This window comes from Streptomyces sp. NPDC001514, assembly GCF_053597075.1.
The window spans coordinates 32,073-55,910 of record NZ_JBSFHO010000040.1; the positions used below are offsets into that span (position 1 = coordinate 32,073).

General features: G+C 71.1%; 23 protein-coding genes. 11 read left to right on the forward strand and 12 right to left on the reverse strand.

From position 1 onward, the window contains the following. Positions 1-17: 17 nt before the first annotated feature. The 4 genes from ACWCXB_RS31750 to ACWCXB_RS31765 form a co-directional block, all read right to left on the reverse strand. A complete protein-coding gene (locus ACWCXB_RS31750; protein WP_450727225.1) occupies positions 18-920 on the reverse strand; it encodes a dihydrodipicolinate synthase family protein in 903 nt (300 codons plus the stop codon). 72 nt (positions 921-992) lie between these two features. Further along, a complete protein-coding gene (locus ACWCXB_RS31755; protein ID WP_450727226.1) occupies positions 993-2,477 on the reverse strand; it encodes an FAD-dependent oxidoreductase in 1,485 nt (494 codons plus the stop codon). Continuing rightward, positions 2,458-2,772, reverse strand: coding sequence for a (2Fe-2S)-binding protein (locus ACWCXB_RS31760; protein ID WP_450727227.1), 315 nt, complete (start codon positions 2,770-2,772; stop codon positions 2,458-2,460). Before ACWCXB_RS31760 ends, ACWCXB_RS31755 begins: the two co-directional genes overlap by 20 nt. Before the next feature lie 64 nt (positions 2,773-2,836). Next, positions 2,837-3,994, reverse strand: coding sequence for an NAD(P)/FAD-dependent oxidoreductase (locus ACWCXB_RS31765; protein WP_450727228.1), 1,158 nt, complete (start codon positions 3,992-3,994; stop codon positions 2,837-2,839). Positions 3,995-4,217: 223 nt separating this feature from the next. Here ACWCXB_RS31765 and ACWCXB_RS31770 point away from each other — a divergent pair, with 223 nt between their 5' ends. The 5 genes from ACWCXB_RS31770 to ACWCXB_RS31790 are packed head-to-tail and all read left to right on the forward strand — an operon-like array spanning position 4,218 to position 9,891. Beyond that, positions 4,218-5,960: an ABC transporter substrate-binding protein gene (locus ACWCXB_RS31770; RefSeq protein ID WP_450727229.1), complete on the forward strand. Its 1,743-nt coding sequence runs from the start codon at positions 4,218-4,220 to the stop codon at positions 5,958-5,960. 22 nt (positions 5,961-5,982) lie between these two features. Next, on the forward strand, positions 5,983-6,909 hold the full coding sequence (locus tag ACWCXB_RS31775; protein ID WP_450727230.1) for an ABC transporter permease: 927 nt from the start codon (positions 5,983-5,985) through the stop codon (positions 6,907-6,909). Continuing rightward, positions 6,906-7,892 (forward strand): ABC transporter permease, encoded by a 987-nt coding sequence (locus ACWCXB_RS31780; RefSeq protein ID WP_450727231.1) that lies wholly within the window; start codon positions 6,906-6,908, stop codon positions 7,890-7,892. Before ACWCXB_RS31775 ends, ACWCXB_RS31780 begins: the two co-directional genes overlap by 4 nt. Next, positions 7,892-8,896 (forward strand): ABC transporter ATP-binding protein, encoded by a 1,005-nt coding sequence (locus tag ACWCXB_RS31785; protein WP_450727232.1) that lies wholly within the window; start codon positions 7,892-7,894, stop codon positions 8,894-8,896. The genes ACWCXB_RS31780 and ACWCXB_RS31785 overlap by 1 nt, the downstream gene beginning before the upstream one ends. Next, positions 8,893-9,891, forward strand: coding sequence for an ABC transporter ATP-binding protein (locus ACWCXB_RS31790; RefSeq protein WP_450727233.1), 999 nt, complete (start codon positions 8,893-8,895; stop codon positions 9,889-9,891). The genes ACWCXB_RS31785 and ACWCXB_RS31790 overlap by 4 nt, the downstream gene beginning before the upstream one ends. A gap of 55 nt (positions 9,892-9,946) precedes the next feature. Here the strand turns inward: ACWCXB_RS31790 and ACWCXB_RS31795 are convergent, their stop codons facing one another. Continuing rightward, complete coding sequence (locus ACWCXB_RS31795) at positions 9,947-11,107, reverse strand: M6 family metalloprotease domain-containing protein (protein ID WP_450727234.1); 1,161 nt, start codon at positions 11,105-11,107, stop codon at positions 9,947-9,949. 142 nt (positions 11,108-11,249) lie between these two features. Here ACWCXB_RS31795 and ACWCXB_RS31800 point away from each other — a divergent pair, with 142 nt between their 5' ends. Further along, positions 11,250-12,224 (forward strand): LysR family transcriptional regulator, encoded by a 975-nt coding sequence (locus ACWCXB_RS31800; RefSeq protein WP_450727235.1) that lies wholly within the window; start codon positions 11,250-11,252, stop codon positions 12,222-12,224. Positions 12,225-12,466: 242 nt separating this feature from the next. Here ACWCXB_RS31800 and ACWCXB_RS31805 read toward each other — a convergent pair whose 3' ends face one another. The 3 genes from ACWCXB_RS31805 to ACWCXB_RS31815 all read right to left on the reverse strand — a co-directional run bounded on the left by ACWCXB_RS31805 (position 12,467) and on the right by ACWCXB_RS31815 (position 15,810). Further along, positions 12,467-12,943 (reverse strand): DUF5709 domain-containing protein, encoded by a 477-nt coding sequence (locus tag ACWCXB_RS31805; RefSeq protein ID WP_450727236.1) that lies wholly within the window; start codon positions 12,941-12,943, stop codon positions 12,467-12,469. Between the two features lie 272 nt (positions 12,944-13,215). Continuing rightward, positions 13,216-14,664, reverse strand: a complete 1,449-nt coding sequence (aspA, locus tag ACWCXB_RS31810) for an aspartate ammonia-lyase (protein ID WP_450727237.1) — start codon at positions 14,662-14,664, stop codon at positions 13,216-13,218. Between the two features lie 117 nt (positions 14,665-14,781). After that, positions 14,782-15,810: an asparaginase gene (locus tag ACWCXB_RS31815; protein WP_450727238.1), complete on the reverse strand. Its 1,029-nt coding sequence runs from the start codon at positions 15,808-15,810 to the stop codon at positions 14,782-14,784. A gap of 207 nt (positions 15,811-16,017) precedes the next feature. On the opposite strand from ACWCXB_RS31815, the gene ACWCXB_RS31820 reads away from it, so the two are divergent. Next, positions 16,018-16,473 (forward strand): Lrp/AsnC family transcriptional regulator, encoded by a 456-nt coding sequence (locus ACWCXB_RS31820; protein WP_450727239.1) that lies wholly within the window; start codon positions 16,018-16,020, stop codon positions 16,471-16,473. 151 nt (positions 16,474-16,624) lie between these two features. Continuing rightward, entirely contained in the window at positions 16,625-17,134 is a 510-nt protein-coding gene (locus tag ACWCXB_RS31825) for a Rieske (2Fe-2S) protein (RefSeq protein WP_450727240.1), read from the forward strand. Here ACWCXB_RS31825 and ACWCXB_RS31830 read toward each other — a convergent pair. Further along, positions 17,121-17,777 (reverse strand): cysteine hydrolase, encoded by a 657-nt coding sequence (locus ACWCXB_RS31830; protein ID WP_450727241.1) that lies wholly within the window; start codon positions 17,775-17,777, stop codon positions 17,121-17,123. The genes ACWCXB_RS31825 and ACWCXB_RS31830 overlap by 14 nt on opposite strands. A gap of 140 nt (positions 17,778-17,917) precedes the next feature. Between ACWCXB_RS31830 and ACWCXB_RS31835 the strand changes: the two genes are divergently transcribed. Next, positions 17,918-18,376 (forward strand): pyridoxamine 5'-phosphate oxidase family protein, encoded by a 459-nt coding sequence (locus ACWCXB_RS31835; protein ID WP_450727242.1) that lies wholly within the window; start codon positions 17,918-17,920, stop codon positions 18,374-18,376. 139 nt (positions 18,377-18,515) lie between these two features. Here ACWCXB_RS31835 and ACWCXB_RS31840 read toward each other — a convergent pair whose 3' ends face one another. After that, entirely contained in the window at positions 18,516-19,415 is a 900-nt protein-coding gene (locus ACWCXB_RS31840) for a LysR family transcriptional regulator (protein ID WP_450727243.1), read from the reverse strand. Positions 19,416-19,453: 38 nt separating this feature from the next. Between ACWCXB_RS31840 and ACWCXB_RS31845 the strand changes: the two genes are divergently transcribed. Further along, the gene (locus tag ACWCXB_RS31845; RefSeq protein WP_450727244.1) at positions 19,454-20,482 is read left to right on the forward strand and encodes a DMT family transporter; all 1,029 of its coding nucleotides are present in this window, start codon (positions 19,454-19,456) and stop codon (positions 20,480-20,482) included. 53 nt (positions 20,483-20,535) lie between these two features. Here ACWCXB_RS31845 and ACWCXB_RS31850 read toward each other — a convergent pair whose 3' ends face one another. Beyond that, entirely contained in the window at positions 20,536-21,867 is a 1,332-nt protein-coding gene (locus ACWCXB_RS31850) for an aminotransferase class I/II-fold pyridoxal phosphate-dependent enzyme (RefSeq protein ID WP_450727245.1), read from the reverse strand. Positions 21,868-21,902: 35 nt separating this feature from the next. Between ACWCXB_RS31850 and ACWCXB_RS31855 the strand changes: the two genes are divergently transcribed. After that, positions 21,903-22,574 (forward strand): pyridoxamine 5'-phosphate oxidase family protein, encoded by a 672-nt coding sequence (locus tag ACWCXB_RS31855; protein WP_450727246.1) that lies wholly within the window; start codon positions 21,903-21,905, stop codon positions 22,572-22,574. A 207-nt stretch (positions 22,575-22,781) separates the two neighbouring features. Here the strand turns inward: ACWCXB_RS31855 and ACWCXB_RS31860 are convergent, their stop codons facing one another. Next, on the reverse strand, positions 22,782-23,753 hold the full coding sequence (locus tag ACWCXB_RS31860; protein WP_450727247.1) for a DMT family transporter: 972 nt from the start codon (positions 23,751-23,753) through the stop codon (positions 22,782-22,784). Between the last annotated feature and the right edge of the window lie 85 nt (positions 23,754-23,838).

Consider the following 23,838-nt stretch of genomic DNA (forward strand, 5'->3'; position numbering starts at 1 on the left):
ACGAGCGGATGTTGTGGTCAGCGGTGGCCGTTGGCGACGGCCTTCTCGGTGGCGGCCCGCACTCCCGCTTCGATCTCCCCAATGAGCGGGGAACGCGGCGGGCGGGTGGGCCCGCCGGGCCGTCCGACGATGTCCATGGACAGCTTGATGGACTGGACGAACTCGGTCCTGGAGTCCCAGCGCAGCAGCGAGTGCAGGGACCTGTAGAGCGGGAGGGCCTTGGCCAGGTCGCCTGCGACGGCGGCGTGATACAGCGCCGCGCAGCTGGCGGGGAAGGCGTTGGGGTACCCGGCGATCCAGCCGACGGCACCCGCGACGGCGAGTTCGAGCAGGACGTCGTCGGCGCCGATCAGCAGGTCGAGCTCCGGGGCGAGTTCGGCGATCTCGTACGCCCTGCGGACGTCGCCCGTGAACTCCTTCACAGCGACGATGGCGCCGTCCTGGTGCAGCCGGGCCAGCAGGCCGGGGGTGAGATCGACCTTGGTGTCGATGGGATTGTTGTACGCGACCACCGGCACCCCTGCCCGGGCGACCTCGGCGTAGTGGGCGTGCACGGTCTGCTCGTCGGCCCGGTAGGCGTTCGGGGGCAGCAGGAGCACCGAGCCGCAGCCCGCCTCGGCCGCCCGCTCGGCCCAGCGGCGGGCCTCGGCACTGCCGTAGGCGGATACGCCGGGCATGACCCGTGCGCCGCCGGCCACCTCGACCGCGGTCCGCACCACGCGGGCCCGCTCCTCGTCGCTGAGCGTCTGGTATTCACCGAGCGAACCGTTGGGCACGACGCCGTCGCAGCCGTTGTCGATCAGCCAGCGGACGTGCTCGGCGTAGGCGTCGTAGTCGACGGACAGGTCGTCGCGCAGCGGCAGGGCGGTGGCGACCATGATGCCTCGCCAGGGACGGGCACTGTTCCAGGTGGTGGTCATACCGGCAGAACCTCTCTATATCATGTGACATTTCATTGATGGATGTGCGACAGCCACAAGTGCGGCTCGCGGTCAGCCGTCGACGTCAGGGACGGCGTCGGGCTCGGAATCGGGTTCGGGCTCGGCGGGTTCGTCGAGTGCGGCGATCGCCGAGAGCGGGACAGGCACGGCGAACGGGCGGCGTTCGGCCGGGAGGTCGGCAGCTCCGTCGCGGGCCGCGAGGCAGGCCACGGCCGGACCGCAGATCCGCCCCTGGCACCAGCCCATACCGGCCCTGGTGAACAGCTTGACGGTGCGTGCATCACGCGCTCCCAGGTCCTCGACGGCCTCACGGATCCGCCCGGCGGTGACCTCCTCGCAGCGGCACACGTCGGTGTCCCCGGTCAGCCAGCGCAACCACCCCGGGCCGGGCGCGTGGGCGGCGGCCATCACATCGGCGAAGGAGCGCATCCGGTCCCGGCGGCGCTGGAGCTCCCGCACCCGGCCGCCATGGGCAGGACGTCCCAGCACCCGGGCGGCGGCGGCGACTCCCGCCAGCTCCCCTTCCGCACGCGCAAGTTGAGCCCCTCCCACTCCCCCGGTCTCGCCTGCCGCCCACAGGCCGCGCACCGAGGTCTCCTGGAGACCGTCCAGGGCGAGCGCCCTGGTGCCGTCCGGCAGTGGGCGGGTGACGCAGCCGAGCGCGGTGGCCAGTTCGATCTGGGGGATCAGGCCGTGCCCGACGGCCAGCGCGTCGCAGTCGATCCGGCGTCCCGTCCCCGGTACGGGCCGCCAGTCGCGGTCGAGCCGGGTGACGGTGACGGCCTCCACCCGGTCGGCGCCGTGCACCTCGGTGACCGCGCTGCGCAGCCGTAGCCGCACCCGGTGCCGCAGCAGCGCTGCGCCGTGGACCAGCGCCTCGGCCGCCTTGTGCGGATTCGCGACGAGCGCCCGGGGGTGCCGGGCGTACCGCAGATAGCCGGACGCCTCGACCACGGCAGGCACCCGCGCACCGGCCGCGGCCAGCGAGGAGGCGACCGCCAGCAGCAGGGGACCGCTGCCCGCCACGACGATCCGCCTGCCGGGCAGCACCAGCCCGGACTTGAGCATGGCCTGCGCTCCTCCGGCACCCACGACACCGGGCACGGTCCAGCCGGGGAAGGGCAGTTGGCGTTCGTACGCCCCGGTCGCGAGCAGCACCGCACGGGCCCGCACCCGCACCGGCCGCTCGTCGGTGCCGTCGGCCCCGGTGACGGCATGCACCGCCCACAGTCCGTCGATGGCACCGTCGTCCTTCATCACGCTCCACACGTGGTGTCCGGGAAGATGGCTGACGTCGCTCGCCGCCAACCGTCGGCGCAGGTCGGCGTAGGCGGACCAGTCGTGGTGCAGCGCCTCGGGCCGTACTGCTCCCACAGCCGGAGCCGGATGCCGGTAGAACTGCCCGCCGGTGTGTGCGGAGGCGTCCAGCAGAGCGACGGACAGGCCGAGTTCACAAGCGGCGACGGCTCCGGCGAGACCGGCGGAGCCCGCCCCGACGACCGCCAGGTCGTACGGTTCAGACACCGAGGCGGTCATGTCCGTGTCCCTCCTGTGTGGTGATCGCGTCGCCGGGGCGCGCGGGTACCAGACAAGCCCTGCGGTTGGGCTGCGCGTTGATGGTCGCCAGGCAGTCGAAGCACTGGCCGATGCCGCAGAACACGCCCCGAGGGCGACCTCCGACGCGGGTGGTGCGCCAGGCCAGGATCCCGGCTTCCCACAGTGCGGCCGCGACGGACTGCCCGGGCCGGGCAGCGATGCGACGGCCGTCGAAGGTGATCTCGAACGGCGTATCGGGCTGCGCCCCGACCAGATCGGCGGGGGTACGGGCCACGGTGGGTCCCCTCTCTCTTGACGGCGCGACAGAAGGCAGGCGGGTTCAGGCAGGTCAAGCGTGCTCAGGACGCGGCGGACGCGAACCGCTCGGGCCGGAACGGGTGGGTGTCCAGTGGCGGATCACCACCGGTCAGGCACCGTGCGACGATCAGCCCCGTCGCCGGCGCCAGTCCGATCCCGGCCCCTTCGTGGCCGCACGCGTGCAGCATGCCGGGGACGCGCGGGTCGGGGCCGATCGCGGGCAGGTGATCCGGCAGATACGGGCGGAAGCCCGCGTACGTGCGCATCGCCCGCACCGTGGCCAGTACCGGGAACAGTGCCGTGGCCCCGGTCGCCAGGCGCCGTAGCACCTCCACCGACAGGGTCCGGTCGAAGCCGACCCGTTCACGGCTGGCGCCGATCAGGACCGGGCCCGCCGGGGTGCCCTCGACCACCGCCGAGGTCTGCAGCGCGGCGGACCCGCTGGCCACGTCCGCCACGTAGTCGGCCGCGTACACCTTGTGCCGCACGACACGCGGAAGCGGCTCGGTGACGAGGACGAACCCCCGGCGGGGCAGTACGGGAAGCTCCACACCTGCGAGGCGGGCGAGTTCGCCGCCCCAGGTGCCGGCGGCGTTCACCACGTACGGGGCGTGGATCTCCCCACTGGGCGTCCGCACGCCGCGCACCTCGCCGCTGGCCCCGACGAGCAGGCCGGTGACCTCTTCCCCGAGCCTCAGGTCCACCCGGTCGCCGCCGGCCCGCAGGAGATGCGCGGCGGCGAGGGCCGGCATGACCTGCGCGTCCTGGGGGTAGTGGAAGCCGCCTGCCAGGCCGGGGGCGAGGTGGGGCTCCGCGTCGTACAGCCGGTCCCCGGAGATCTCCTCTGCCGTGACTCCTGCCTTCCGCTGCCGGGCCGCGAAGTCCCTCAGCGCGGCCATCCCGGCCTCGCCCGGGGCGACGACGAGACCGCCCTTGGGTTCGTACTCGATCCCCGGCGGCAGCATCCCGGCCAGCTCGGTCCACAACCGCGTGGAGAGCAGGGCGAGCTCCAGTTCCGGACCGGGTTCCTTGTCGGAGACGAGGAGGTTCCCCTCACCGGCCCCTGTGGTGCCGCCCGCGACGGAACCGCGGTCGACCACGGTGACACGGAGGCCGGCGCCGGCGGCATAGTAGGCGCAGGCCGCGCCGACCACACCGGCGCCGACGACGATGAGGTCCGAGGCGTTTTTCGTGAGCACGGGCAGTAATATTTCACATTGCACTGCCGTCCGCCAAGGGCTTCGCCCATCCGGCCGACAACCGGCGTTGCGGGCAGGGGCCCATCGAGGCCGACGCTGGCCCCTTTGGACACAGGTGGGTAACGGACTTGCCGACATCCTGTTCAGTGCAATTTCACATTACTATGTTACAGGTCACATTCCAGCTGCCGATGGCATCCGACTGCTTACGGAGTGACCACTGATGAACAAGCGCACCTGCACCGCTCTCGCCGCGCTGGTGGCGGCCCTCGCTCTCGGCACGGCCGGATGCTCCGGCGGACAGAAGGCGGGCGACGGCCGCAAGGGCAACCCCGCAACAGCGAACAACGGCAAGCTGGTTGGCGGCACGCCGCAGAAGGGCGGCACCCTCACCGTCCTGTCCAACCAGGACTTCACCCATCTCGACCCGGCGCGCAACTGGGTGATGGGCGACATGGACTTCGGGACCCGGCTGCTGTACCGCACCCTCGTGACGTACAAGGCCGAACCGGGTGCGAAGGGCGGGGAGTTGGTCCCCGACCTCGCCGAGGACCTCGGCGTCTCCTCCAACGGGGCCAAGACGTGGACCTTCAAGCTCAAGAAGGGCCTGAAGTACGAGGACGGCTCGCCGATCACCGCCCAGGACATCAAGTACAACGTGGAGCGGTCCTTCTCTCCCGACCTGCCCGGCGGCCCCGACTACGCGGCCCGCTACCTCGCGGGCGCCGAGGGCTACCGGGGTCCGGCCCAGGGCAAGCACCTCGACTCCGTCAAGACCCCCGACGACCACACGATCGTCTTCGAACTGCGCAAGCCCTTCGCGGAGTTCCCCTACGCGACGGTCCTGCCCACCTTCGCCCCGGTGCCGAAGACCGAGGACAAGGGGCCCCAGTACGACAACCGCCCGTTCTCGTCGGGCCCTTACAAGATCGAGTCGTACGGCCGCGACAAGCAGCTGGTGCTGGTCCGCAACACCCACTGGGACGCGAGCACGGACACCGTGCGCAAGGCGTACCCGGACAAGGTGGTCGTGGTGATGGGGCTCAAGGCCAACCAGATCGACGACCGGCTCATCGCCGGCCAGGGCCCGGACGCCTCCGCGGTCCCCTGGGGCAAGCTGCGTCCCGAGAGCACCCCCAAGGTGCTGACCAAGGCCGACGTCAAGGCGCGACTGCTGGCCGAGTCCACCAACTGCACCGAGATGGTGCAGATGCACACGGGCCGAGCGCCCTTCGACAACCTCAAGGTGCGCCAGGCCGTGCAGTACGCCCTGGATCGCGAGGGCATCCTGACCGCCTCCGGCGGACCGGCCCTCAACGACGTGGCCACCGCCCACATGCCGGGTCCGCTCTTCGACGGCGGCAAGCAGCCCGACATCCTCAAGATCCCGGCGACCGGTGACGTGGAGAAGGCCAAGAAGCTGCTGAAGGAGGCGGGCAAGCCGGACGGCTTCTCCACCAGCATCACCGTCTCCAACGGCGACAAGGGCGTCGGCGAGGCGATCCAGCAGTCCCTCGGCCGGGCAGGAATCAGGGTCACCATCGAAACCGTGGACCCGTCCGCCTTCTACGACACCATCGGCGACACCAAGAACCGCACCGACCTGGTCTACACCGGCTGGTGTCCGGACTACCCCTCCGGCTCCACCTTCCTTCCCTTCGTCTTCGACGGCCGTTACATCAAGGAGAAGGGCAACTCTGGCAATCACTCCCTCTTCCGCGACGAGACGACCATGAAGCGGATGGACGAGATCGCCGCCATGACCGATGCCCGGCAGGCGGGCCAGGCATGGCAGGAACTGGACGGGCAGATCCTCGCCAAGGCCCCGGCGGCACCCGCCGTCATCGAGCGCATGCCCCTGCTGCTCGGCACCAACATCGCGGGCGCCTTCGGCCACACCTCCTTCGGCGGCCAGATCGACTACGCCACGATCGGCCTCAAGGACCCTTCCAAGAGCGACAACTGAAGGGCTGAAGGTACGTCACCACATGGCTACCACCTCCGTCTCCGCTCCTACGGGCAGTGGCCCCTGGCAACTCGCCCGCGCGGAGCTGCGCCGTCGCACCGCAGTGAAGGTCTCCCTCGTCGTGGTCGCGCTCTTCGCGGTCATGGCAGTGGCCGCCCCGCTCTTCAGCGCGCTGGGCGGCTGGTCCCCCGAGGAGTTCGACAAGTCCGCGATCGACCCCTACCTGGGCGGCCAGCCCATCGGTCCGCTCGGCGGCGTCTCGGCCGAGCACTGGCTCGGCGTCGAACCCGTCACGGGCCGTGATCTGTTCGCCCGCGTCGTGCACGGCGCCCGGGTCTCCCTGCTCATCGCCTTCGCCGCCACCGCGATCGTCGTCGTCGCCGGGACGGCGGCCGGCATCGCGGCCGGTTACTTCGGCGGCCGGACCGACGCCGTGCTGTCCCGTCTGATGGACCTCACCATGTCCTTCCCCTCACTCATCTTCATGATCGCGATGATGTCGGTGGCCAGGGACGTCAACCGGGTCGTCCTGATGACCGCAGTGATCGGCCTGTTCGGCTGGCCGGGCATCGCCCGGGTCGTACGCGGCCAGACCCTCTCGCTCAAGCACCGCGAGTACGTGGATGCCGCGCGTGTCGGCGGATCGGGGCCCTGGCGGATCCTCAGCCGCGACATCCTCCCGGGCGTCGCCGGGCCCGTCATCGCGTACACCACCCTGATCATCCCGGGGATGATCGCCACCGAGGCGGCCCTGAGCTACCTGGGCGTCGGCGTCCGCCCGCCCACCCCGTCCTGGGGGCAGATGATCGCCGAGGGCGTCGCCTTCTACGACACCGATCCCATGTACTTCGTGATCCCGAGCCTCTGCCTGTTCCTCACGGTGCTCGCGTTCACCCTGCTCGGCGACGCGCTGCGCGACGTCCTCGACCCGAGGGGAAGCCGCACATGATCCTCTACCTCGGCCGCCGACTGCTCGGCGTCATCGGCGTCCTGATCGCCATAGCCGCCGTCACCTTCACCATCTTCTACGTGCTGCCCTCCGACCCGGCCGCAGCGGCCTGCGGCAAGTCGTGCAGCGTCGAGCGCCTGGCGGCGATCCGCGCCCACATGGGTCTGGACCAGCCGCTGTGGCGGCAGTTCGCGGACTTCGTCACCGGCATCTTCACCGGCCGCACCATGGGCAGCGGCCAGTACGCCCTGCACTGCGAGTTCCCGTGCCTGGGGTACTCGTACGAGAACAGCCAGGGCGTGTGGGACCTGCTGATGGACCGGCTACCGGTCTCCGCCTCGCTCGCCCTGGGTGCCGCGGTGATCTGGCTGCTCCTCGGGCTGACCGCGGGAGTCACCTCCGCCCTGCGCAAGGACACCCTCACCGACCGCGCCCTGATGGTCGGCGCGGTCGCCGCCGCCTCACTGCCCGTCTACTTCACCTCGGTGATACTGATCTACGGGGTGATCCGGGTGGCCGGACTGCTCCCCTACCCGACGTACGTGGAGTTCGGGTCCGACCCCCTCGGCTGGGCCTCGAACCTGCTGCTGCCCTGGCTGGCCCTGGCCGTCCTGTACGCGGCCATGTACGCGCGGCAGAGCCGCAGTTCGATGATCGAGACGATGGCGGAGCCGTACATCCGCACCGCCCGCGCCAAGGGACTGCCGCGCCGCACGGTCGTGATCAAGCACGGGTTGCGGGCCGGTATGACGCCCATCCTCACCATCTTCGGGATGGACCTGGGCGGGCTGCTCGCGGGCGCGGTGATCACCGAGTCCATCTTCGGGATCCCCGGCGTCGGGCGGCTCTTCTACGGAGCGCTGTCCACCGGCGACCAGCCGGTCATCCTCGGGGTCACGCTGCTCGCCGCCGCCTTCATCGTCGTGGCCAACCTGGCCGTCGACCTGCTGTACGCCGTCGTCGACCCCCGAGTGAGGTACTGATGAGCGCCCCGGAACCCGTGCTGTCGGTACGGGACCTGACGGTCACCTTCCCGACCAAACACGGTCCGGTACGGGCCGTGGACTCCCTCACCTTCGAGGTACGGCGCGGAGAGACCCTCGGCATCGTGGGCGAGTCCGGCTCCGGCAAGTCCGTCACCTCCCTGGCGGTGATGGGTCTGCACACCGGCGCTTCGGTCACCGGCTCCATCACCCTCGGCGGCCGGGAACTGACCGGCCTGCCGGAGCGCGAACTGAACCGGCTGCGCGGCCGGAAGATGGCGATGATCTTCCAGGACCCGCTCTCCAGCCTCCATCCGTACTACACCGTGGGCGAACAGATAGCCGAGCACCACCGGGTGCACTTCGGCAGCGGCAGAAGGGCTTCCCATGAGCGCGCCGTGGAAGCGCTGGCCGAGGTCGGCATCCCCGAGCCCCGGCGCCGGGCGCGGGAGTACCCGCATCAGTTCTCCGGCGGCATGCGCCAGCGCGTGATGATCGCGATGGCCCTGGCCTGCGAACCCGAACTGCTCATCGCGGACGAGCCGACCACCGCCCTGGACGTCACCGTCCAGGCCCAGATCCTGGAGCTCATCGCCCGGATCCAGCAGGAACGGGGGCTGGCCGTCGTCCTGATCACCCACGATCTGGGCGTGGTCGCCCGCGTCGCCCACGAGGTCCTGGTGATGTACGGGGGCAGGGTCGCCGAGCAGGCCGCCGTGGACACCCTGTTCGCGACACCGGCCCACCCCTACACCCGGGGCCTGCTCGACTCCCTTCCCCGCCTCGACGACAGCGACGACGAACCGCTGCGGGCGATCCCCGGCAGCCCGCCGTCCCTGCTCACTCCCGCGCCCGGCTGCGCGTTCGCGCCCCGCTGCCCGCGGCCGGCCGTCGCCTCGGACCAGGAGCGCTCACGCTGCGAGACGGTGCTCCCGCTCCTCGAGGGCCCGGCCGGACATCCGGCCGCCTGCCACTTTCCCGCGTACGAAGGCATCGCCTCATGAATCCCACTGAACCCCTGTTGTCCGTACGCGACTTGACGATGACGTTCCCCGGCAGGCGACGGGCCGCGCCGGTCCGGGCCGTCGACGGCATCGACTTCGACGTGGCGGCGGGCGAGACGCTGGGCCTGGTCGGCGAATCCGGCTGCGGCAAGTCCACCACCGCCCGCATGATCGTCCGGCTCCTGGAGCCCACCGCCGGCTCGGTCAGCTACGACGGACGCGACATCAGCCATCTGTCGCAGCGCGAGCTGAAGCCGCTCCGCAAGGATCTGCAGATGGTCTTCCAGGACCCGCACTCCTCCCTCAACCCCCGTCAGACAGTGGCCCGGATCATCTCCGATCCGCTGCTGGTGCAGGGCAGTTCCGCGGCCGACGCCCGCAAGCGGGCCGTCGAGCTGATGGACCTGGTCGGCCTCATCCCCGAGCACATCGACCGCTATCCGCACGAGTTCTCCGGCGGGCAGGCCCAGCGCATCGGCATCGCCCGCGCACTGGCCACCGGCCCCCGGCTCGTCGTCGCCGACGAGCCGGTCTCCGCCCTCGATGTCTCCGTCCAGGCCCAGATCGTCAACCTGATGGAGCGGCTGCAACGCGAACTCGGTCTGGCCTACCTCTTCATCGCCCACGACCTGTCGGTCGTCAAACGGGTGTGCGACCGGATCGCCGTGATGTATCTGGGCCGGATCGTCGAGATCGGGGAGAAGGAACGGGTCTACGCCGCCCCGGCTCACCCCTACACACGCGCGCTGCTGTCCGCCGTGCCGCTGCCCGACCCGGCCGCCGAACGGGCCCGCGAGCGGATCACCCTGCTCGGGGACCCGCCCAGCCCGGCCGCTCCCCCGCCCGGCTGCACCTTTCACCCGCGCTGCCCCAAGGCCCAGGAGATCTGCCGCACCGAGGCGCCGTCGCTGCGGTACGCGACGGCGGGCGCGGCGCCCGACGCGGCGGCGGGTACGTCGCGCCAGGTGGCCTGTCACTTCCCCGAGGCCGCCTGAGCGTGACGGTGCCCCGGCTCCTTCCGAGGAGCCGGGGCACGGCTGTCCGCGTGGGCTATGACTTGATGATGCGTACCGTCTCGCCGTACCCGTCGGCGCTCAGCACGTCGATCCGCACACCTGCCGCGGAGTCGGTGAACGACTCACCGGCCCAGAACGGGGCGTCGTCCAGCGGGCGGCAGCCGTTCGCCGGCGTGGCAGTCGGCTTGGCGTCCATGACCCGGATCGGCCCCTCACCGGTCCGTACGGAGGAGTCGATCCGGTAGATCAGCGCGCCGGTCGAGCAGACGGCCGTGTCCGCCTGGACGGCCCGTCTCGATTCGACGACGTACGCGGTCGTGGGGCCGGTGCGTATCACCGCCATCTTGGTCCCTGCTCCGTACTCGACGGCGGTCAGGTACACGGTGTCGCTGCCTGCCGAGGCCCGGCAGACGACCTGACTGTCATCGGTCCAGCCGAGTTTCCAGGAGTGCCAGGCGAAGTACTGCGGCCCGGCCCCTCCGATCAAGCCCATCACATCCCAACCGCCCACGAAGCGGTGGGCGTCACTGCTCGCATCGAAGGCGTACAGGTCGGGCAGTCCGAAGGCATGGGCGGTCTCGTGGACCACCAGCTTGTGCCCCCAGTGCCACATGTCCTGGCCGAAGGTCACCGCCCACTTGATCAGGCGGCCGTCGGCGACGACGCCCGCGGTTCCCGGGTCGTACACATAGGTGGGCGTGAAGGAGATCGCCGACGCGTTCCTCGTCGGCACGACGTAGACCATGTCGTACTGCGAGAAGTCCGTGTACGTGTCGGCCGCCGCGACCGCGTCCTTGATGTACGCCTCGTGCGTCTCGTGCGTCAGTCCGCGAGCGAAGCCGTAGTCCGTGGAGCGGTGCGGCATTCTCACCCAGCGGTGGTGCTGGGTGATGGCGAGCCAGGTCTTGCCGTACGAGGCGTTCCACAGCCGGTCCGCGCCGGGCGTGATCTGTGCCGCGTCGTCGGCCGGGGACTCGGTCGCGGCCGCGTCCGGGAAGTCCACGAAGATCATGGCGACCTTGACGGTTCCCGCCGGGGGCTTGAACACGGAGAAATCGGTGTTGTGCCCTTCGTCCGTCCAGCCGGTGGTACCACGCAGCGCACAGGCCGACACGCTGTCCGTGGCCGTGGCGGCGCGGGCGGGAGCGGTGCCCCCGAGGAGCAGCGGGAGCAGGGCGGCGAGCAGCAACGGCAAGAGCGCTGGTCGGGTGGGTGGCAAGGGGCGTGGCCGTCTCACGGGATCACTACCTCTCCATGTATGGCGTGTGACATTTCACATAAGACTGCGGACGCACGACCCTGTTCGTAAGCTGTCGCCGGTCCATAACATCCGCGCCATGGACCTGGAGATACGGCACCTGCGGGTGCTGTGTGCGATCGCCGAGGCAGGCAGCCTCACCCGCGCCGCCGCCACGCTCCGCATGACACAACCGGGACTCAGCGCACAACTGCGCCGCATCGAGGCCATGCTGGGCGGGGCCCTGTTCGACCGGCGTCAAGCGGGCGCCGTCCCCACTCCCTTCGGCGAGCTGGTACTCGGCCGGACCCACGCCATCCTGCCGGGCATCGACGGGCTGCTCGCCGACACGGCCCGGGCCGCCCACCGGATGCAGGTCGCCGACCGGATCCGCATCGGCTCGGTCGGCGCCCCGCTGCTCGGCCATCTCCTCCTGGCCGTAAGGGAATTGCTGCCCGGAGCAGACGTGACCTCCCGCTGCCAGTACTCCCCCGTCGCCCTGCTCGACGACCTCGCGGCAGGCCGGCTGGAAGCGGCGGTGCTCGGCGATCACCCCGACCAGAAGCTGCCGGAACGTGAGGGCGTGGCACTCCATCCGATCGTCACCGAGCCGGTCTTCGCCCTTGTGCCGGCGACCCACCCGCTCGCGTCACGGGACGAGGTCTCGCTGGCGGAGCTCCTCGACGAGGACTGGGCGGCTCCCCGGCCCGACAGCGACCGGACGCGCGAATACTGGTCCTCTGTCTGCGCCCTGACGGGCCGCCGCCCGTTCACCCCGTACGAGGCCGAAGGACGGCAGCTGATCGAGATCGTACGGGCGGGTCTGGCCGTGAGCCTCTGCCAGGCGACCTTCATCGAGGCACCGGGCGTCGCGGTCCGCCCCCTGGCCGGAAACCCCTTGTGGTACCGGCACGTTCTGGCGTGGCACCATGACGGCCCTCTCGCGGCCCGTGGCGCCGAGATCCTGCGCCGGGTCGTCGACGGCTACCTGGGCACCTGCGCTGCCGGCCCGGCGTACTCGCGCTGGCGGGAACTGCATCCGTATGCGGCCAGGCCGACAGCAACCGCACCCTGAAGCTGGAGATCGCCGTGAACCTGGAGATCGCCGTGAACCCGGAGATCGTCGTCGATGTCTCCGGGGAGTCCGAGCCCGTAAGCCGGAAACCCGGGAAAGACCCTCAAAGAAGCATTCCTGCAGGTCAGCGCCACATGGCCGCGGGAACGCCCAGGTCAATGGCTTGACCTCGGAGCGCAGTACGGCGGTACTACTGCGCGGTTCTCCGGCGTGGCCCATGGGGACCGGTCCGCTGATCCCGCCTACTGAAGGTCCTCCACCTCGCCCTCCTCCTCGTCCGGGATGGTGTGCATGGCCGCCTCCTCCGCGGACGCCGCCCCACCGTCGATGCCGATGTCGTGAGCGAACACGTCAATGGCGCCACCCATGGCGTCGACCTCCGGCAGGAGCCTGCCGGTGCGGGCCTCCCCGGCTTCTTCGTCCATGGGTTCACCGTCGGTCGGCAGATCACCGATGCCGTCCCCCTCGAGCTGCTCCACCTCCGGCATCTCCTGGGCCAGTCGCTCCTCCAGCGGCGCGCCCCGCATCTGCTCCTCTCCCGTGGTGCCGTATCTGTCCACGGCCAGCGGGGACTCCAGCGGCGAATAGCCCTCGTCGAGGGTGCCGTCCAGGTCTTGCTCGTCCAGCACGTTCTCCAGGTCGAGATCGTCGACGGGCGGGTTCTTCACATCGGAGTGCTCCGGCTGGTAGACGTCGTCGCCTCTTGCCTGGTCCGACATCACGTCCTCCTTTCCCGTGCGCTTCTCGGCCTCGAGGTACTGCGGCCACCCGTTCTTAGCCTCTCCCAGCCCCTGGGACGACCGCATCACGGTCCCGCTTGCCTACTCTTGCGCCGCTATCGAACGATATGAAGAAAAACGCGGCTACCTATGCCGTACCCGAAAATCGCTTCGCTCCCGCTCAGGCGTACCTCGGCGTCCTCGGTACGACGGGTCGTCGCCGCCGTTTCACCAGGTCGGGGCCATGGCCAGGGTCAGGGTGGGTTCGGGCGTCAGCCGGCGAGCGCCGCCGGGTCGGCCGCGTGGACGTGCGGACGGGCGAGATTGTTCGGGAGCAGGATGCGCTGGAGCTCGTCCTTGGTCAGCAGGCCCCTGTCGAGGACGAGGTCATGGACGCTGCGGCCCGACCTGAGGGCCTCCTGGGCGACGGAGGTGGCCTGCTCGTAGCCGATGTGCGGGTTCAGCGCGGTGGCCAGGCCGATGGAGTGGGCGACAAGGCCGGCGAGGTGCTCACGGTTGGCGGAGATGCCGCTGACGCAGCGTTCTGCGAGGGTCAGGCAGCCGGCCCGCAGGTGCGTCAGGCTCTTGAGCAGACTGTGGGCGATGATCGGCTCGAAGGCGTTCAGCTGGAGCTGGCCAGCCTCGGCGGCCATGGTCACCGCCATGTCGTTGCCGATGACTTCGAACGCGATCTGGTTGACCACCTCGGGGATGACGGGATTCACCTTGCCCGGCATGATGCTCGAGCCGGCCTGCACCGGCGGCAGGTTGATCTCGGCGAAGCCGGCGCGCGGTCCGCAGGACAGCAGCCGGAGGTCGTTGCAGACCTTGGAGAGCTTGACGGCGATGCGCTTGAGCACGCCGGACAGCTGGACGAACGCCCCGGCGTCCTGCGTGGCCTCCACGAGGTCGTCGGCGACCGTGAGCGGCAGTCCGGTGATGGTCCGCAGATGCCGGCAGGCCAGCGCCGCGTACTCGGGGTGGGCGTTGAGCCCGGTGCCGATCGCCGTTCCCCCGAGGTTGATCTCACGGATCAGCTCGCGTGCCTCCGTGAGGCGCTTGTGGTCCTCGCCGAGCATCACGGCGTACGTCGCGAACTCCTGGCCCAGGGTCATGGGCACCGCGTCCTGCAGCTGGGTACGCCCCATCTTCAGGACGTCCCCGAACTCCTCCGACTTCGCCGCGAAGGCGGAGCGAAGGACCTCCATGGCGTCCAGCAGACGCTGGGCGGTGAAGTCGAGGGCGATCTTGACGGCGGTCGGGTAGACGTCGTTGGTGCTCTGTCCCGCGTTGACATCCTCCAGCGGGTGCAGATGTGCGTACTCGCCCTTGCGGTGGCCGAGGAGTTCCAGGGCGCGGTTGGCGACGACCTCGTTGGCGTTCATGTTCGTCGACGTGCCGGCGCCGCCCTGGATCACGTCGACCACGAATTCGCCGTGCAGCTTCCCGGCACGGATCTCCTCACAGGCGGTCACGATCGCGTCCGCCCTGCGGCCGTCCAGCAGGCCGAGCTCCCGGTTGGCCAGGGCCGCGGCCTGCTTGACGCAGGCGAGGGCGGTGACCAGGTCCGGGTAGGCCGAGATCGGGGTGCCGGTGACAGGGAAGTTCTCCACGGCCCTCAGGGTGTGGATCCCGTAGTAGGCATCGGCCGGGACATCCCGGTCGCCGAGCAGATCGTGCTCGGCGCGGAAAGCGGGGTGGGCGTGGTCGTTCGTGGCCATGGAGGTGCGGACTCTCTTGTCTGGTGCGTATATGGAGAGGGGGGAGCGTGAGCGGCTGAGCGGGTTACAGGGCCGGCGCGCTACGTAGGTCCGACGGACTGTGGGACCTGCTTCCGATCAGGCCCCTGCCTGGGCGAGCGCAACGGCCGGGCCGGCGTCGGCGGGCACGGCCTCGCCGAGCGCGTGCCGCAGCACCCGGTTCCGCTCCCGTGGGTCGGTGGAGGCGAGCAGCGCGGCGAGCACGGCGATCCGGGCCTGGCCGGCGCGCAGCGTGCCGGTCGGCACGGCGCCCGCGGCCACGAGGTCGACCGCGCCGCCATGGGTGTAGATCTCGGCGACCGGTCCGGCCTGGACACGGGTGGTCAGCGCGATGAGCACGCCGCGGGCGGTGGCGGAGGCGACGGCCTCGACGATCTCGGGGGTCGCGTTGCCGGCGCCGGTGGCCACGAGGACGATTCCCTGGGCACCGGCGTCCACAGCCGCGTTCAGCAGCAGCGGATCGCCGTCGGCGTGGTGCATCACCATGTCGACCCGTGGCGGGCTGTCCGGCATCCAGGGCAGCGCGAGCGCGGCGGGGCGCCGCGGAGGGCGCAGTACGGAGACCCGTCCGAAGCCGACGTTCCCGATACGGGCGCCGGACGGGTCGCCGAAGGCGTCACGGGCGAGCGTCTGCGTCTTGACGGTGCCGCGGGCCGCGTGCACCTTGCCGTCGAAGGCGACCAGTACGCCGAGACCGCGCGTGGTCGCGGCGGTCAGCAGTGCGTCCTGGAGGTTGTCTGCCCCGTCGCCGTCGGCCGCGTCGAGCGGAAGCTGTGCACCGGTGAAGACCACCGGGCGGAGGTCGTTGTGGTGGAGGTCGACCAGGAACGCCGACTCCTCCAGGGTGTCGGTGCCATGGGTGACGACGATGCCGTCCACGCCGGGATCGGCGAGCACCTCGTGCACCGTGCGCAGCAGGGTGAGCTGGTGGGCGGTGGTGAGGCGGGGGCTGTTCACGCTGAACAGGTCGACGACCTCGATGGTGATGCCGTCCGGCACCGCGGCGGTCGCCATGACTTCCCGGCCATGCGCGGCGGCGGCGAAACCCGAACCCTGCCAGCGGCTGGCTATCGTCCCACCGGTGCTGACGACGACGATCCGTCCCACAGTGCCCACTCCTCGTCCGTGCCGCAGGGGAGGCGGCGAACCCGTCAGGACACGCGGCCCGGCCTCGCTCTTGGCCCCGGCCGGGCTGCGTCCCATGGCTGATCCGGGGGTACCCGGTGCAGTCGAACGCAATGATAGGGATATCGCCCCGCAATTTGATCGCCAGTTTCGGCGCAACAGCGGCGAAGCGTGGTGGATGATTGCTCCATGGATGAGATTGACCGTGAAATCTTGCGCGAGCTCCAGAACGATGGACGGCTGAGCAATCAGGAACTGGCACAGCGCGTGGGCCTCACCCCCTCGCCGTGCATGCGCCGCGTTCGGCAACTGGAGCAGGACGGGGTGATCCAGGGGTATCGGGCCGTCATCGACCCGGAGGCGGTCGGCCGGAGCTTCGAGGTGCTCGTCTCCATCGAGGTCGAGCGCGACCGTGACGTGGTCGAGGCGTTCGAGTCCGCTCTCCAGGACATCCCTGACGTCATCGAGGCACACCGGCTCTTCGGCAGCCCGGGGTGCCTGCTGCGCATCGCGGTGGCGGATCTGCGCGCGTACGAGCGGCTGTGGATCGAGAAGCTGACCGCGCTGTCCGGCGTCACCGAGGTCAACTCACAGATCATCATGAAGCGGATCAAGGAGCCGCACGGTCTACCGGTGGACCGGTGACGCCGCCGCGCCGGGCACGCTGTGCAAGGCGGATGAGATTACCGACTATTGCGCGGTTTTCGGCGTGGCCCGTTGAACGGGGTGCCCCCGGGTCCCGTAGAACATCAAGAGCGGCCCGAACCGGGGGCCGACCGTTGAAGGGGAGTCGGGCATGACCGGAACGCAGGGACCGGCACGCAGGGTGGCACGGCGCACCGTTGTGGCGGCGGCGGGCGGAGCAGGGCTCGCCGCGGCGCTGACGGCGTGCGGCGGCTCGGAGAGCTCGGGCAGCGTGGGCGAACAGCCGAGCGGCAGCGGCGGTACCACCGGCGGTTCCGGCGGCAGCACGGGAGGCACGACGGGAGACACGACGGGCGGCACGACGGGCGGTGGCGGCGGGGGCAAGGTGCTGGCGAAGACCGCGGACATCCCTGAGGGCGGCGGCATGGTCGTCGGCGATGTCGTGGTGACCCAGCCGAAGGCGGGCGAGTTCAAGGCCTTCTCGTCCAAGTGCACCCACCAGGGCTGCGCGGTGAAGGACGTCACCAACGGCGAGATCATCTGCCCCTGTCACAACAGCAAGTTCGACGCGACGGACGGCAGCGTGAAGGCCGGTCCCGCCACCACGGGCCTGCCGGCCGCGTCGATCGTGGTCGAGGGAGACTCGATCAAGCTCGCGTGACGGGTGTGCGCCGAGGACGCTTCCAGCAGGCGAGTACGTCGTCGGTGGTGGTGACCGTGGCGACGAGCGACAGGGTGTTGCGGATCATCGCGGGGGTGTAGTCGGCCGGCACCCCCGCGATGGCGTCCCCCGGCACGACCGTCGTGTAACCCAGATTGACGGCGTCGAAGACGGCGTTCGGGATCGCCACATTGGCCGAGACGCCCGTGACGACGAGGGTGCGGCAGCCGAGATTGCGCAGGAGCGCGTCGACGTCGGTCCCGGCGATCGGGGACAGCCCGTGCAGCCTGCGCACGACGATGTCCTCGTCCGCGACCTCGATCGGCTCGGCGATCCGGACCGCCCTGCTGCCCGAGTGCTGCTGTACGGGCAGACGCTCGGCGGCCCGGAAGAGCCGGGCGTTGCGGTTCGAACCGCGCCCGTCGGGCCGTCGCTCCGCGACCGCGTGGAGGACCTGCACCCCGGCGTCGTGCGCGGCGGCGACGAGCCGCGCGATCTGGGTCAGGGCACCGGATGCCCGGGCCGCTGCGGCGAGTTCGGGCAGGGCGCTGTCCTTGCCGACGACACCGTTCTGGCACTCGACGGTCAGCAGCACCGTGCCGGCCGGCTCCAGCTGCTCCACCAGCTGTTCGAACGACGGCATTTCTCCGCCCTCCCTCGTCGACGCGTCCGGCAGTTCACCGGGCGCGCGACGGTAACCGGCATTGCGCCATGAGGGAAGAGCGTCCATGATTTCTGACACCCAGTCAGTTGCCGGGAGTCAGCTATCGGGAGGAACCTGGTATGGCCGTGACGCAGCGCCGTGGCCGCCGGATCATGATGACACCGGCCGAGCTGGACGCGTTCCTCGCCGAGCAGCGCACATGCCGGGTGGCAACGGTGTCGGCGGACGGTCGGCCGCACGTCAGCGCCCTCTGGTTCGCCTGGGACGGGACGTCCCTGTGGCTCTACTCGATCACCCGCAGCCGCCGCTGGACGGACCTGCGCGGCGATCCGCGGATCGCGGTCGTCGTGGACGCCGGCGAGGAGTACGGCGACCTGCGCGGCGTGGAGCTCTCGGGCACGGCCGTCTTCGTCGGCGAATCCCCGCGCACCGGCGAGCCCTGCCCCGAGCTCGAGGCCCCCGAGCGTCTCTTCGCCCGCAAGAACTTCGGCCTGGACGGGATGCCGCACGACGGCCGCCACGCTTGGGTACGGCTGACGCCGGACGCGATCGCGTCGTGGGACTTCCGCAAACTCTGAGCCGGGGCTCATCCTGCGCGGCGGCACCTTCTCGGCCCGTCCGGCGCTCGAGGAACACCGGCCGTCCCGTCGCGGGCGTACGCTTCGCAACCCCGCCCGCAGGGCGCGAACGGGCCCCCGGGGGCCGGGCCCCGGGCGGTCAGAGCGCCGCCGCGGCCTCCCGCAACGCCTCCACCGCCGCCCGGATCGAGGGCCGCCTGTCCGCGTCGGCGCGCCAGATCGCGTAGATGTGCCGGAGCATCTTCTGCCGTACGGGAACGAGCCTGACCCCCTCCGGCACCGGACCGCGCCCCAGCCTCGGCGTCACACAGACCCCGAGACCCGCCGCGATCAGCGCCAGCTGGGTGTGGTGCTCGCCCGCCATGTGCGCGATCCGGGGCTCGATGCCCTTGGAGCGGAGGGTGAAGACGAGCCACTCGTAACAGAATTCGCCCTCCGGCCAGGACACCCACTCGTCGTCCGCGAAGTCCTCCAGATCCACCTCCGCGCGCCCCGCGAGCGGGTGGTCCACCGGCATCGCGACGTCCGGCGCGTCGTCCAGCAGCTGCGCCCTGGCGAGCCCGCCCGGCACCGGCAGCCGCTTGTTGCTCCAGTCCAGCACGACGGCCAGGTCGAGATCGCCGCGCATCACCTGCCGTACCGCATGCTCGGGCTCCAGCTCGCTGGAGCGCACGCGCAGTTCGGGATGGGCGGTGCGCAGCGCGCCGACGGCCGCCGGGAACAGTCCGCGCGCCGCAGTCGGGAAGGCACCGATCCGCACCTCGCCGACCACCTGCCCGCGCTGCGCCTCGATGTCGGCCTGGGCGATCTCCACCTGGGACAGGATCCGCGCGGCGTGATCGGCGAGCAGCTGTCCGGCATCCGTGAGCCGCACACCCCGCCCGTTCTTGGCGAGCAGCTGCTGGCCGACCTCCCGCTCCAGCTTCGCCATCTGCTGCGACACGGCCGAGGTCGTCACATGCAGGCCGTCGGCGGCCCCGCTCACCGAGCCGTGCCGGGCCAGCGCGTCCAGTGTCCGCAGGCGCTCCAGGTTCAACATGTAAGCAATGCTAAGCCCAGCCCTCAAAGAAGTCTCGCTTGTCCTACGAGATCCGGGCCGCGAAGCTGGACGCCATGAGCACCGCCGCGCCGACGTCGCACACCTCGCACACCTCCACTGCAGCCGATTCCCGGGCCGCCTCCCAGCCCGCTTCCCCCCTCGCCGCCCCGCCCGCCACCGCGAAGCGCCGCCCGGCCCTCGACTGGCGCATCAGGTTCGCGGTGCTCGCCCTGATCTGGGGTTTCAGCTTCCTGCTGATCAAGCTCGGGACCGAGGCGTACGCACCGTTCCAGGTCACCTTCGGCCGGCTGCTGTTCGGTACGGCCGTACTCGCCGTGGCCATGGCGGTCAGGCGCGAGAGGCTCCCGCGCGGGCTGCGCACCTGGGGTCATCTCATGGTCGCGGGCTTCTTTCTCAACGCCCTGCCGTTCTCGTTGTTCGCCTACGCGGAGCTGACGATCCCCTCGACGCTGGCCGGGATCTGCAACGCCACGTCGCCGCTCTGGGGCATGGCCCTCTCCCTCGTGGCGCTCTCGGAGGACAGGCCGACCCGCCGCCGGGTCGCCGGCCTCGGCATAGGGTTCATCGGCGTACTGACCGTCCTCGGTGTCTGGCAGGGCTTCTCCGGACTGGACGTGACCGGAACCGCGATGGCGCTTCTCGCATCGCTGAGCTACCCGGTCGGCTGGATCTACGTCCGCCGTACGCTCGCGGGCTCCACCCACTCGAACCTCTCGCTCACCGGCGCCCAGCTCCTGCTCGCCACGCTCCAACTGGCGTTGGTGACCCCGCTGTTCACCACGCTCCCCACGTCCTTCCCCGTGATGCCGCTGCTCGCCGTGATCGCCCTGGGCGCACTCGGGACGGGCTTCGCGATGCTCCTCCAGTACGGGCTGGTCGCCGAGGTCGGCCCCACGACCGCGACGATGGTCACGTACTTCATCCCGGTCATCGCCACAGCGGCCGGCGTGATGCTGCTGGACGAGCGACTCGGCTGGAACACCCCGGTCGGCGCGGTCATCGTGCTCGCGGGCGCGGCGCTCACCCAGAGCGGACGCCGGCCGTAGGGCCGCCTCCCGCCGACCGACGCGCAGCGACGGCCGACGGCACGGCCGTCGCGTCAGCCGTAGCTGCGCGCCGGCATCGGACCGGCCGCCGAGGCCACCGCGTCGGCCAGGACCTCGATGTCGGCCATGGTCAGCCCGGAGACGGTGAGCCGGATCCCGGACGGCGCCGACATCCGGAAGCGCGCGCCCGGGGCCACCGCCCAGCCGGCGTGCAACAGCCGCGCCACGGCACCGGTCTCGTCGGCGACGGGCACCCACACGTTCATTCCGCTGCGTCCGTGCGCCTCGATCCCGCGCTCGGCCAGCGCCCGCAGCAGCGCGTCCCGCCGCTCACCGTAGGCGCGCGCCACCGCCGCGGGGTCGACGACACCTGAGGTCCACAGCTCCACGACCGCGCGCTGCACCAGCCTGCCGACCCAGCCGGGGCCGAGCCGCTGCCGTCCGAGGACCCGGTCGACGGTCAGGGAGTCGCCGGTCAGTACGGCGAGCCGCAGGTCCGGCCCGTACGCCTTGGCGGTCGAGCGTACGAGCACCCAGCGGTCCGTCACCCCGGCGAGCGGGTACAGCGGCTGGTCGACGATGGCGTAGCCGTGGTCGTCCTCGATGAGCAGCACCTGCGGATGGCGGGCGAGGATGCCGCGCAGCTCCTTCGCACGAGACCCGGTGATCACGGACCCCGTGGGGTTCTGGGCGCGGCAGGTGACGATCAGCGCCCGCGCTCCTGCGTCCAGGGCACGCGCCACCTCGTCCGGGCGGGGCCCGTCCTCGTCGAGGGCGACCGGAACGGGCCGCAGGCCCAGGGCCGGGATCAGGTCCAGCAGACTGCCCCAGCCGGGGTCCTCGACGGCGACGGCGTCCCCGGGCCTGAGGTGGGCGCCGACCACGCGCTCGACCGCGTCGAGCGAACCGGAGGTGACGGCGATCGGCCCGTCCGGCACCCCGTCGGCGTCCAGCCCGGCCCGGGCGAGCCGCGCCAGCTCGGGGTCGACGGGGGCGTCCCCGTACAGCACGGGCCGCTCGTCATGCCGGCGCGCGGCGGCCGCGAACGCGTCGTACAGCGGCGGCAGCAGAGCGACATCGGGATTGCCGTCCGAGATCTGGCGGACGCCCGGCGGTGCGTCGATGCGGAGCGAGTCGCGCGCCGTGCTGGCCGGGCGCGACCGCACGCGGCTCCCCCTGCGCCCCGCGGTCTCGATGACGCCGCGCTCGCGCAGCGTGCGGTACGCGGCCGCGACCGTGTTCGGGTTGACCCCCAGCTGGGTGGCCAACTCCCGCATGGGCGGCAGTAGTTGGCCTGGAGCAAGACCCCCTGCCCCGACCGCATGCTCCACGCTCGCGGCGATCTCCGATGCGCGACGACCCGTAATCCGATACTCTCCTAGCACAAACACGATTATGCACTAGTGCAATGGAGAAGGCAATGACCACGCTGCCGACGGACTCCTCCTACCGGACGACCGAGCGCACCTACCCCACCCGTGGCCGGCACCGCGCCTCCTACGACCGCGAGCTGGTGCACTCGATACTCGACGAGGCGTACGTCTGCCACCTGGGATTCGTCCGCGACGGAGCCCCTGTGGTGCTGCCGACGCTCTACGGCCGGATCGGCGAGACGCTGTACGTCCACGGCTCCACCGGCTCCCGCCCGCTGCGCATGGCCGGGCAGACCGATCCGGGTCTCCAGGTCTGTCTCACCGTCACCCACGTCGACGGGCTGGTCCTCGCGCGCTCGGCCTTCCACCACTCGATCAACTACCGCTCCGTCGTCGTCCACGGAACCGCCCACCAGGTCACCGACGAAGAGGAGAAGCGCAGCGCCCTCGACGCGCTCGTGGACCAGGTCGTCCCCGGCCGCTCCTACGACTCCCGCCCGGCGAACGACAAGGAGCTCGCCGCCACCGCCGTGCTCCGCCTCGACCTCGACGAGGTCTCCGCCAAGGTGCGCACCGGCGGCCCGAACGACGAGCCCGAGGACCTGTCCCTGCCGCACTGGACGGGCGTCGTTCCGCTGGTCCACGGCCACGGCACGCCGGTCCCGGCGGACGATCTGGACGCGGCCGTCCCGCTGCCCCAGTACCTGTCCGTGCTGTAGGGGCGCGCGCCCGGGGATCTGACGGAGATCGATCGCGGGGAGCGGGTGCGGGGAGCGGGTGCGGGGAGCGGGTGCGGGGAGCGGGAATCGCGCACGGGGGTCGCGGTTCCCGGCTCTCGGTTCCCTGCCCTCGGTGCCCGGAGGGGTGGGCGAGGGCGGGGCTCGTACGGCCGGCGGTCGTACGAGCCCCGCCCTCGCCCTCGTACGTCAGCCGGCGAGCGCCCCCGCGGTCCCCCGCCTGAGCGCCGCCGGCCGGGCCTCCTGCCACGCCAGGCCGACGACCGCGACCAGCAGCAACAGCGTCCCGACCACCGTCGCCGCGGTCAGCCGCTCGTCGAGCGCCGTCACCGCGAGGACCGCCGCGCTCACCGGCTCCAGCAGCATGATCACGGAGACCGTCGCGGACCTGACGACAGCGGCGCCCGCGAAGTAGAGCGCGTACGCGAGCGCCGTCGGCACGGCGGCGACGTACACCAGCAGCCAGATCACCCTCACCGGATCTGCGGTGTGCGGCAGCAGCCCTTCGACGAGCGCGAACGGCAACAGCCCGACCGCGCCGACCGCGAACGTCCACGTGGTCGTCGAGAGCGCGTCACCGCCCTTGCCGTCCCGCCCCAGCCATCGGGTCAGCAGCGTGATCGCCGCGTAGCCCGCGGCCGACAGCACGGCCAGCGCCACCCCGAGCGGGCGCACCGAGCCGCCCTCGCCGCCCAGTACGAGCACGACGAGTCCGGTGAGCGCGCCCGCGACGGCGGCGATGCCGCCACGTCCCAGCCGCTCCCCCATGGTCAGCCTCGCCCCGAGGGCGATCAGCACAGGGCCCGCGCCGAGCGTGACGACCGTACCGACCGCGAGTCCTGTCTCCTCGACGGCGGCGAAGTAGGCGCTCTGAAAGACCGTCAGGCCTGTGCCCGTGCCGAGGATGCGCACCAGCCGGCGGCGGCGCTGCTCGGCCTCGGCGACCGCCCTGCGCGGGCGCAGCGCGAGCACACCGGCGAGCAGCACCAGTCCGCCGAGACAGCGCCAGAACGAGAGGGCGAGCGGGCCGAGGTCACTGACGCCGAAGACCAGCGAGGCAGCCGCCCCGGCGGTCCCCCAGGCCACACCGGCCACGACGAGATAGAAGAGGCTGCGTCCGACGGGCAGGCCGGAAGCGGCGGAGGAGGAAGGATTCGACACGTGAATGCTCCGTGTGCAGAAGACTGACGGGTTGGCCGCTCGGCTCCACACGCGGGCAGCGACGAACCGCCCGGGGGACACGACA

Excerpts from the sequence above, each read along its gene's own strand:
- ACWCXB_RS31750 (WP_450727225.1), bottom strand. The coding sequence starts at position 920 with ATGACCACCACCTGGAACAGTGCCCGTCCCTGGCGAGGCATCATGGTC.
- ACWCXB_RS31755 (WP_450727226.1), bottom strand. The coding sequence starts at position 2,477 with ATGACCGCCTCGGTGTCTGAACCGTACGACCTGGCGGTCGTCGGGGCG.
- ACWCXB_RS31770 (WP_450727229.1), top strand. The coding sequence starts at position 4,218 with ATGAACAAGCGCACCTGCACCGCTCTCGCCGCGCTGGTGGCGGCCCTC.
- ACWCXB_RS31775 (WP_450727230.1), top strand. The coding sequence starts at position 5,983 with ATGGCTACCACCTCCGTCTCCGCTCCTACGGGCAGTGGCCCCTGGCAA.
- ACWCXB_RS31780 (WP_450727231.1), top strand. The coding sequence starts at position 6,906 with ATGATCCTCTACCTCGGCCGCCGACTGCTCGGCGTCATCGGCGTCCTG.
- ACWCXB_RS31785 (WP_450727232.1), top strand. The coding sequence starts at position 7,892 with ATGAGCGCCCCGGAACCCGTGCTGTCGGTACGGGACCTGACGGTCACC.
- ACWCXB_RS31790 (WP_450727233.1), top strand. The coding sequence starts at position 8,893 with ATGAATCCCACTGAACCCCTGTTGTCCGTACGCGACTTGACGATGACG.
- ACWCXB_RS31800 (WP_450727235.1), top strand. The coding sequence starts at position 11,250 with ATGGACCTGGAGATACGGCACCTGCGGGTGCTGTGTGCGATCGCCGAG.
- ACWCXB_RS31805 (WP_450727236.1), bottom strand. The coding sequence starts at position 12,943 with ATGTCGGACCAGGCAAGAGGCGACGACGTCTACCAGCCGGAGCACTCC.
- aspA (WP_450727237.1), bottom strand. The coding sequence starts at position 14,664 with ATGGCCACGAACGACCACGCCCACCCCGCTTTCCGCGCCGAGCACGAT.
- ACWCXB_RS31820 (WP_450727239.1), top strand. The coding sequence starts at position 16,018 with ATGGATGAGATTGACCGTGAAATCTTGCGCGAGCTCCAGAACGATGGA.
- ACWCXB_RS31825 (WP_450727240.1), top strand. The coding sequence starts at position 16,625 with ATGACCGGAACGCAGGGACCGGCACGCAGGGTGGCACGGCGCACCGTT.
- ACWCXB_RS31830 (WP_450727241.1), bottom strand. The coding sequence starts at position 17,777 with ATGCCGTCGTTCGAACAGCTGGTGGAGCAGCTGGAGCCGGCCGGCACG.
- ACWCXB_RS31835 (WP_450727242.1), top strand. The coding sequence starts at position 17,918 with ATGGCCGTGACGCAGCGCCGTGGCCGCCGGATCATGATGACACCGGCC.
- ACWCXB_RS31840 (WP_450727243.1), bottom strand. The coding sequence starts at position 19,415 with ATGTTGAACCTGGAGCGCCTGCGGACACTGGACGCGCTGGCCCGGCAC.
- ACWCXB_RS31855 (WP_450727246.1), top strand. The coding sequence starts at position 21,903 with ATGACCACGCTGCCGACGGACTCCTCCTACCGGACGACCGAGCGCACC.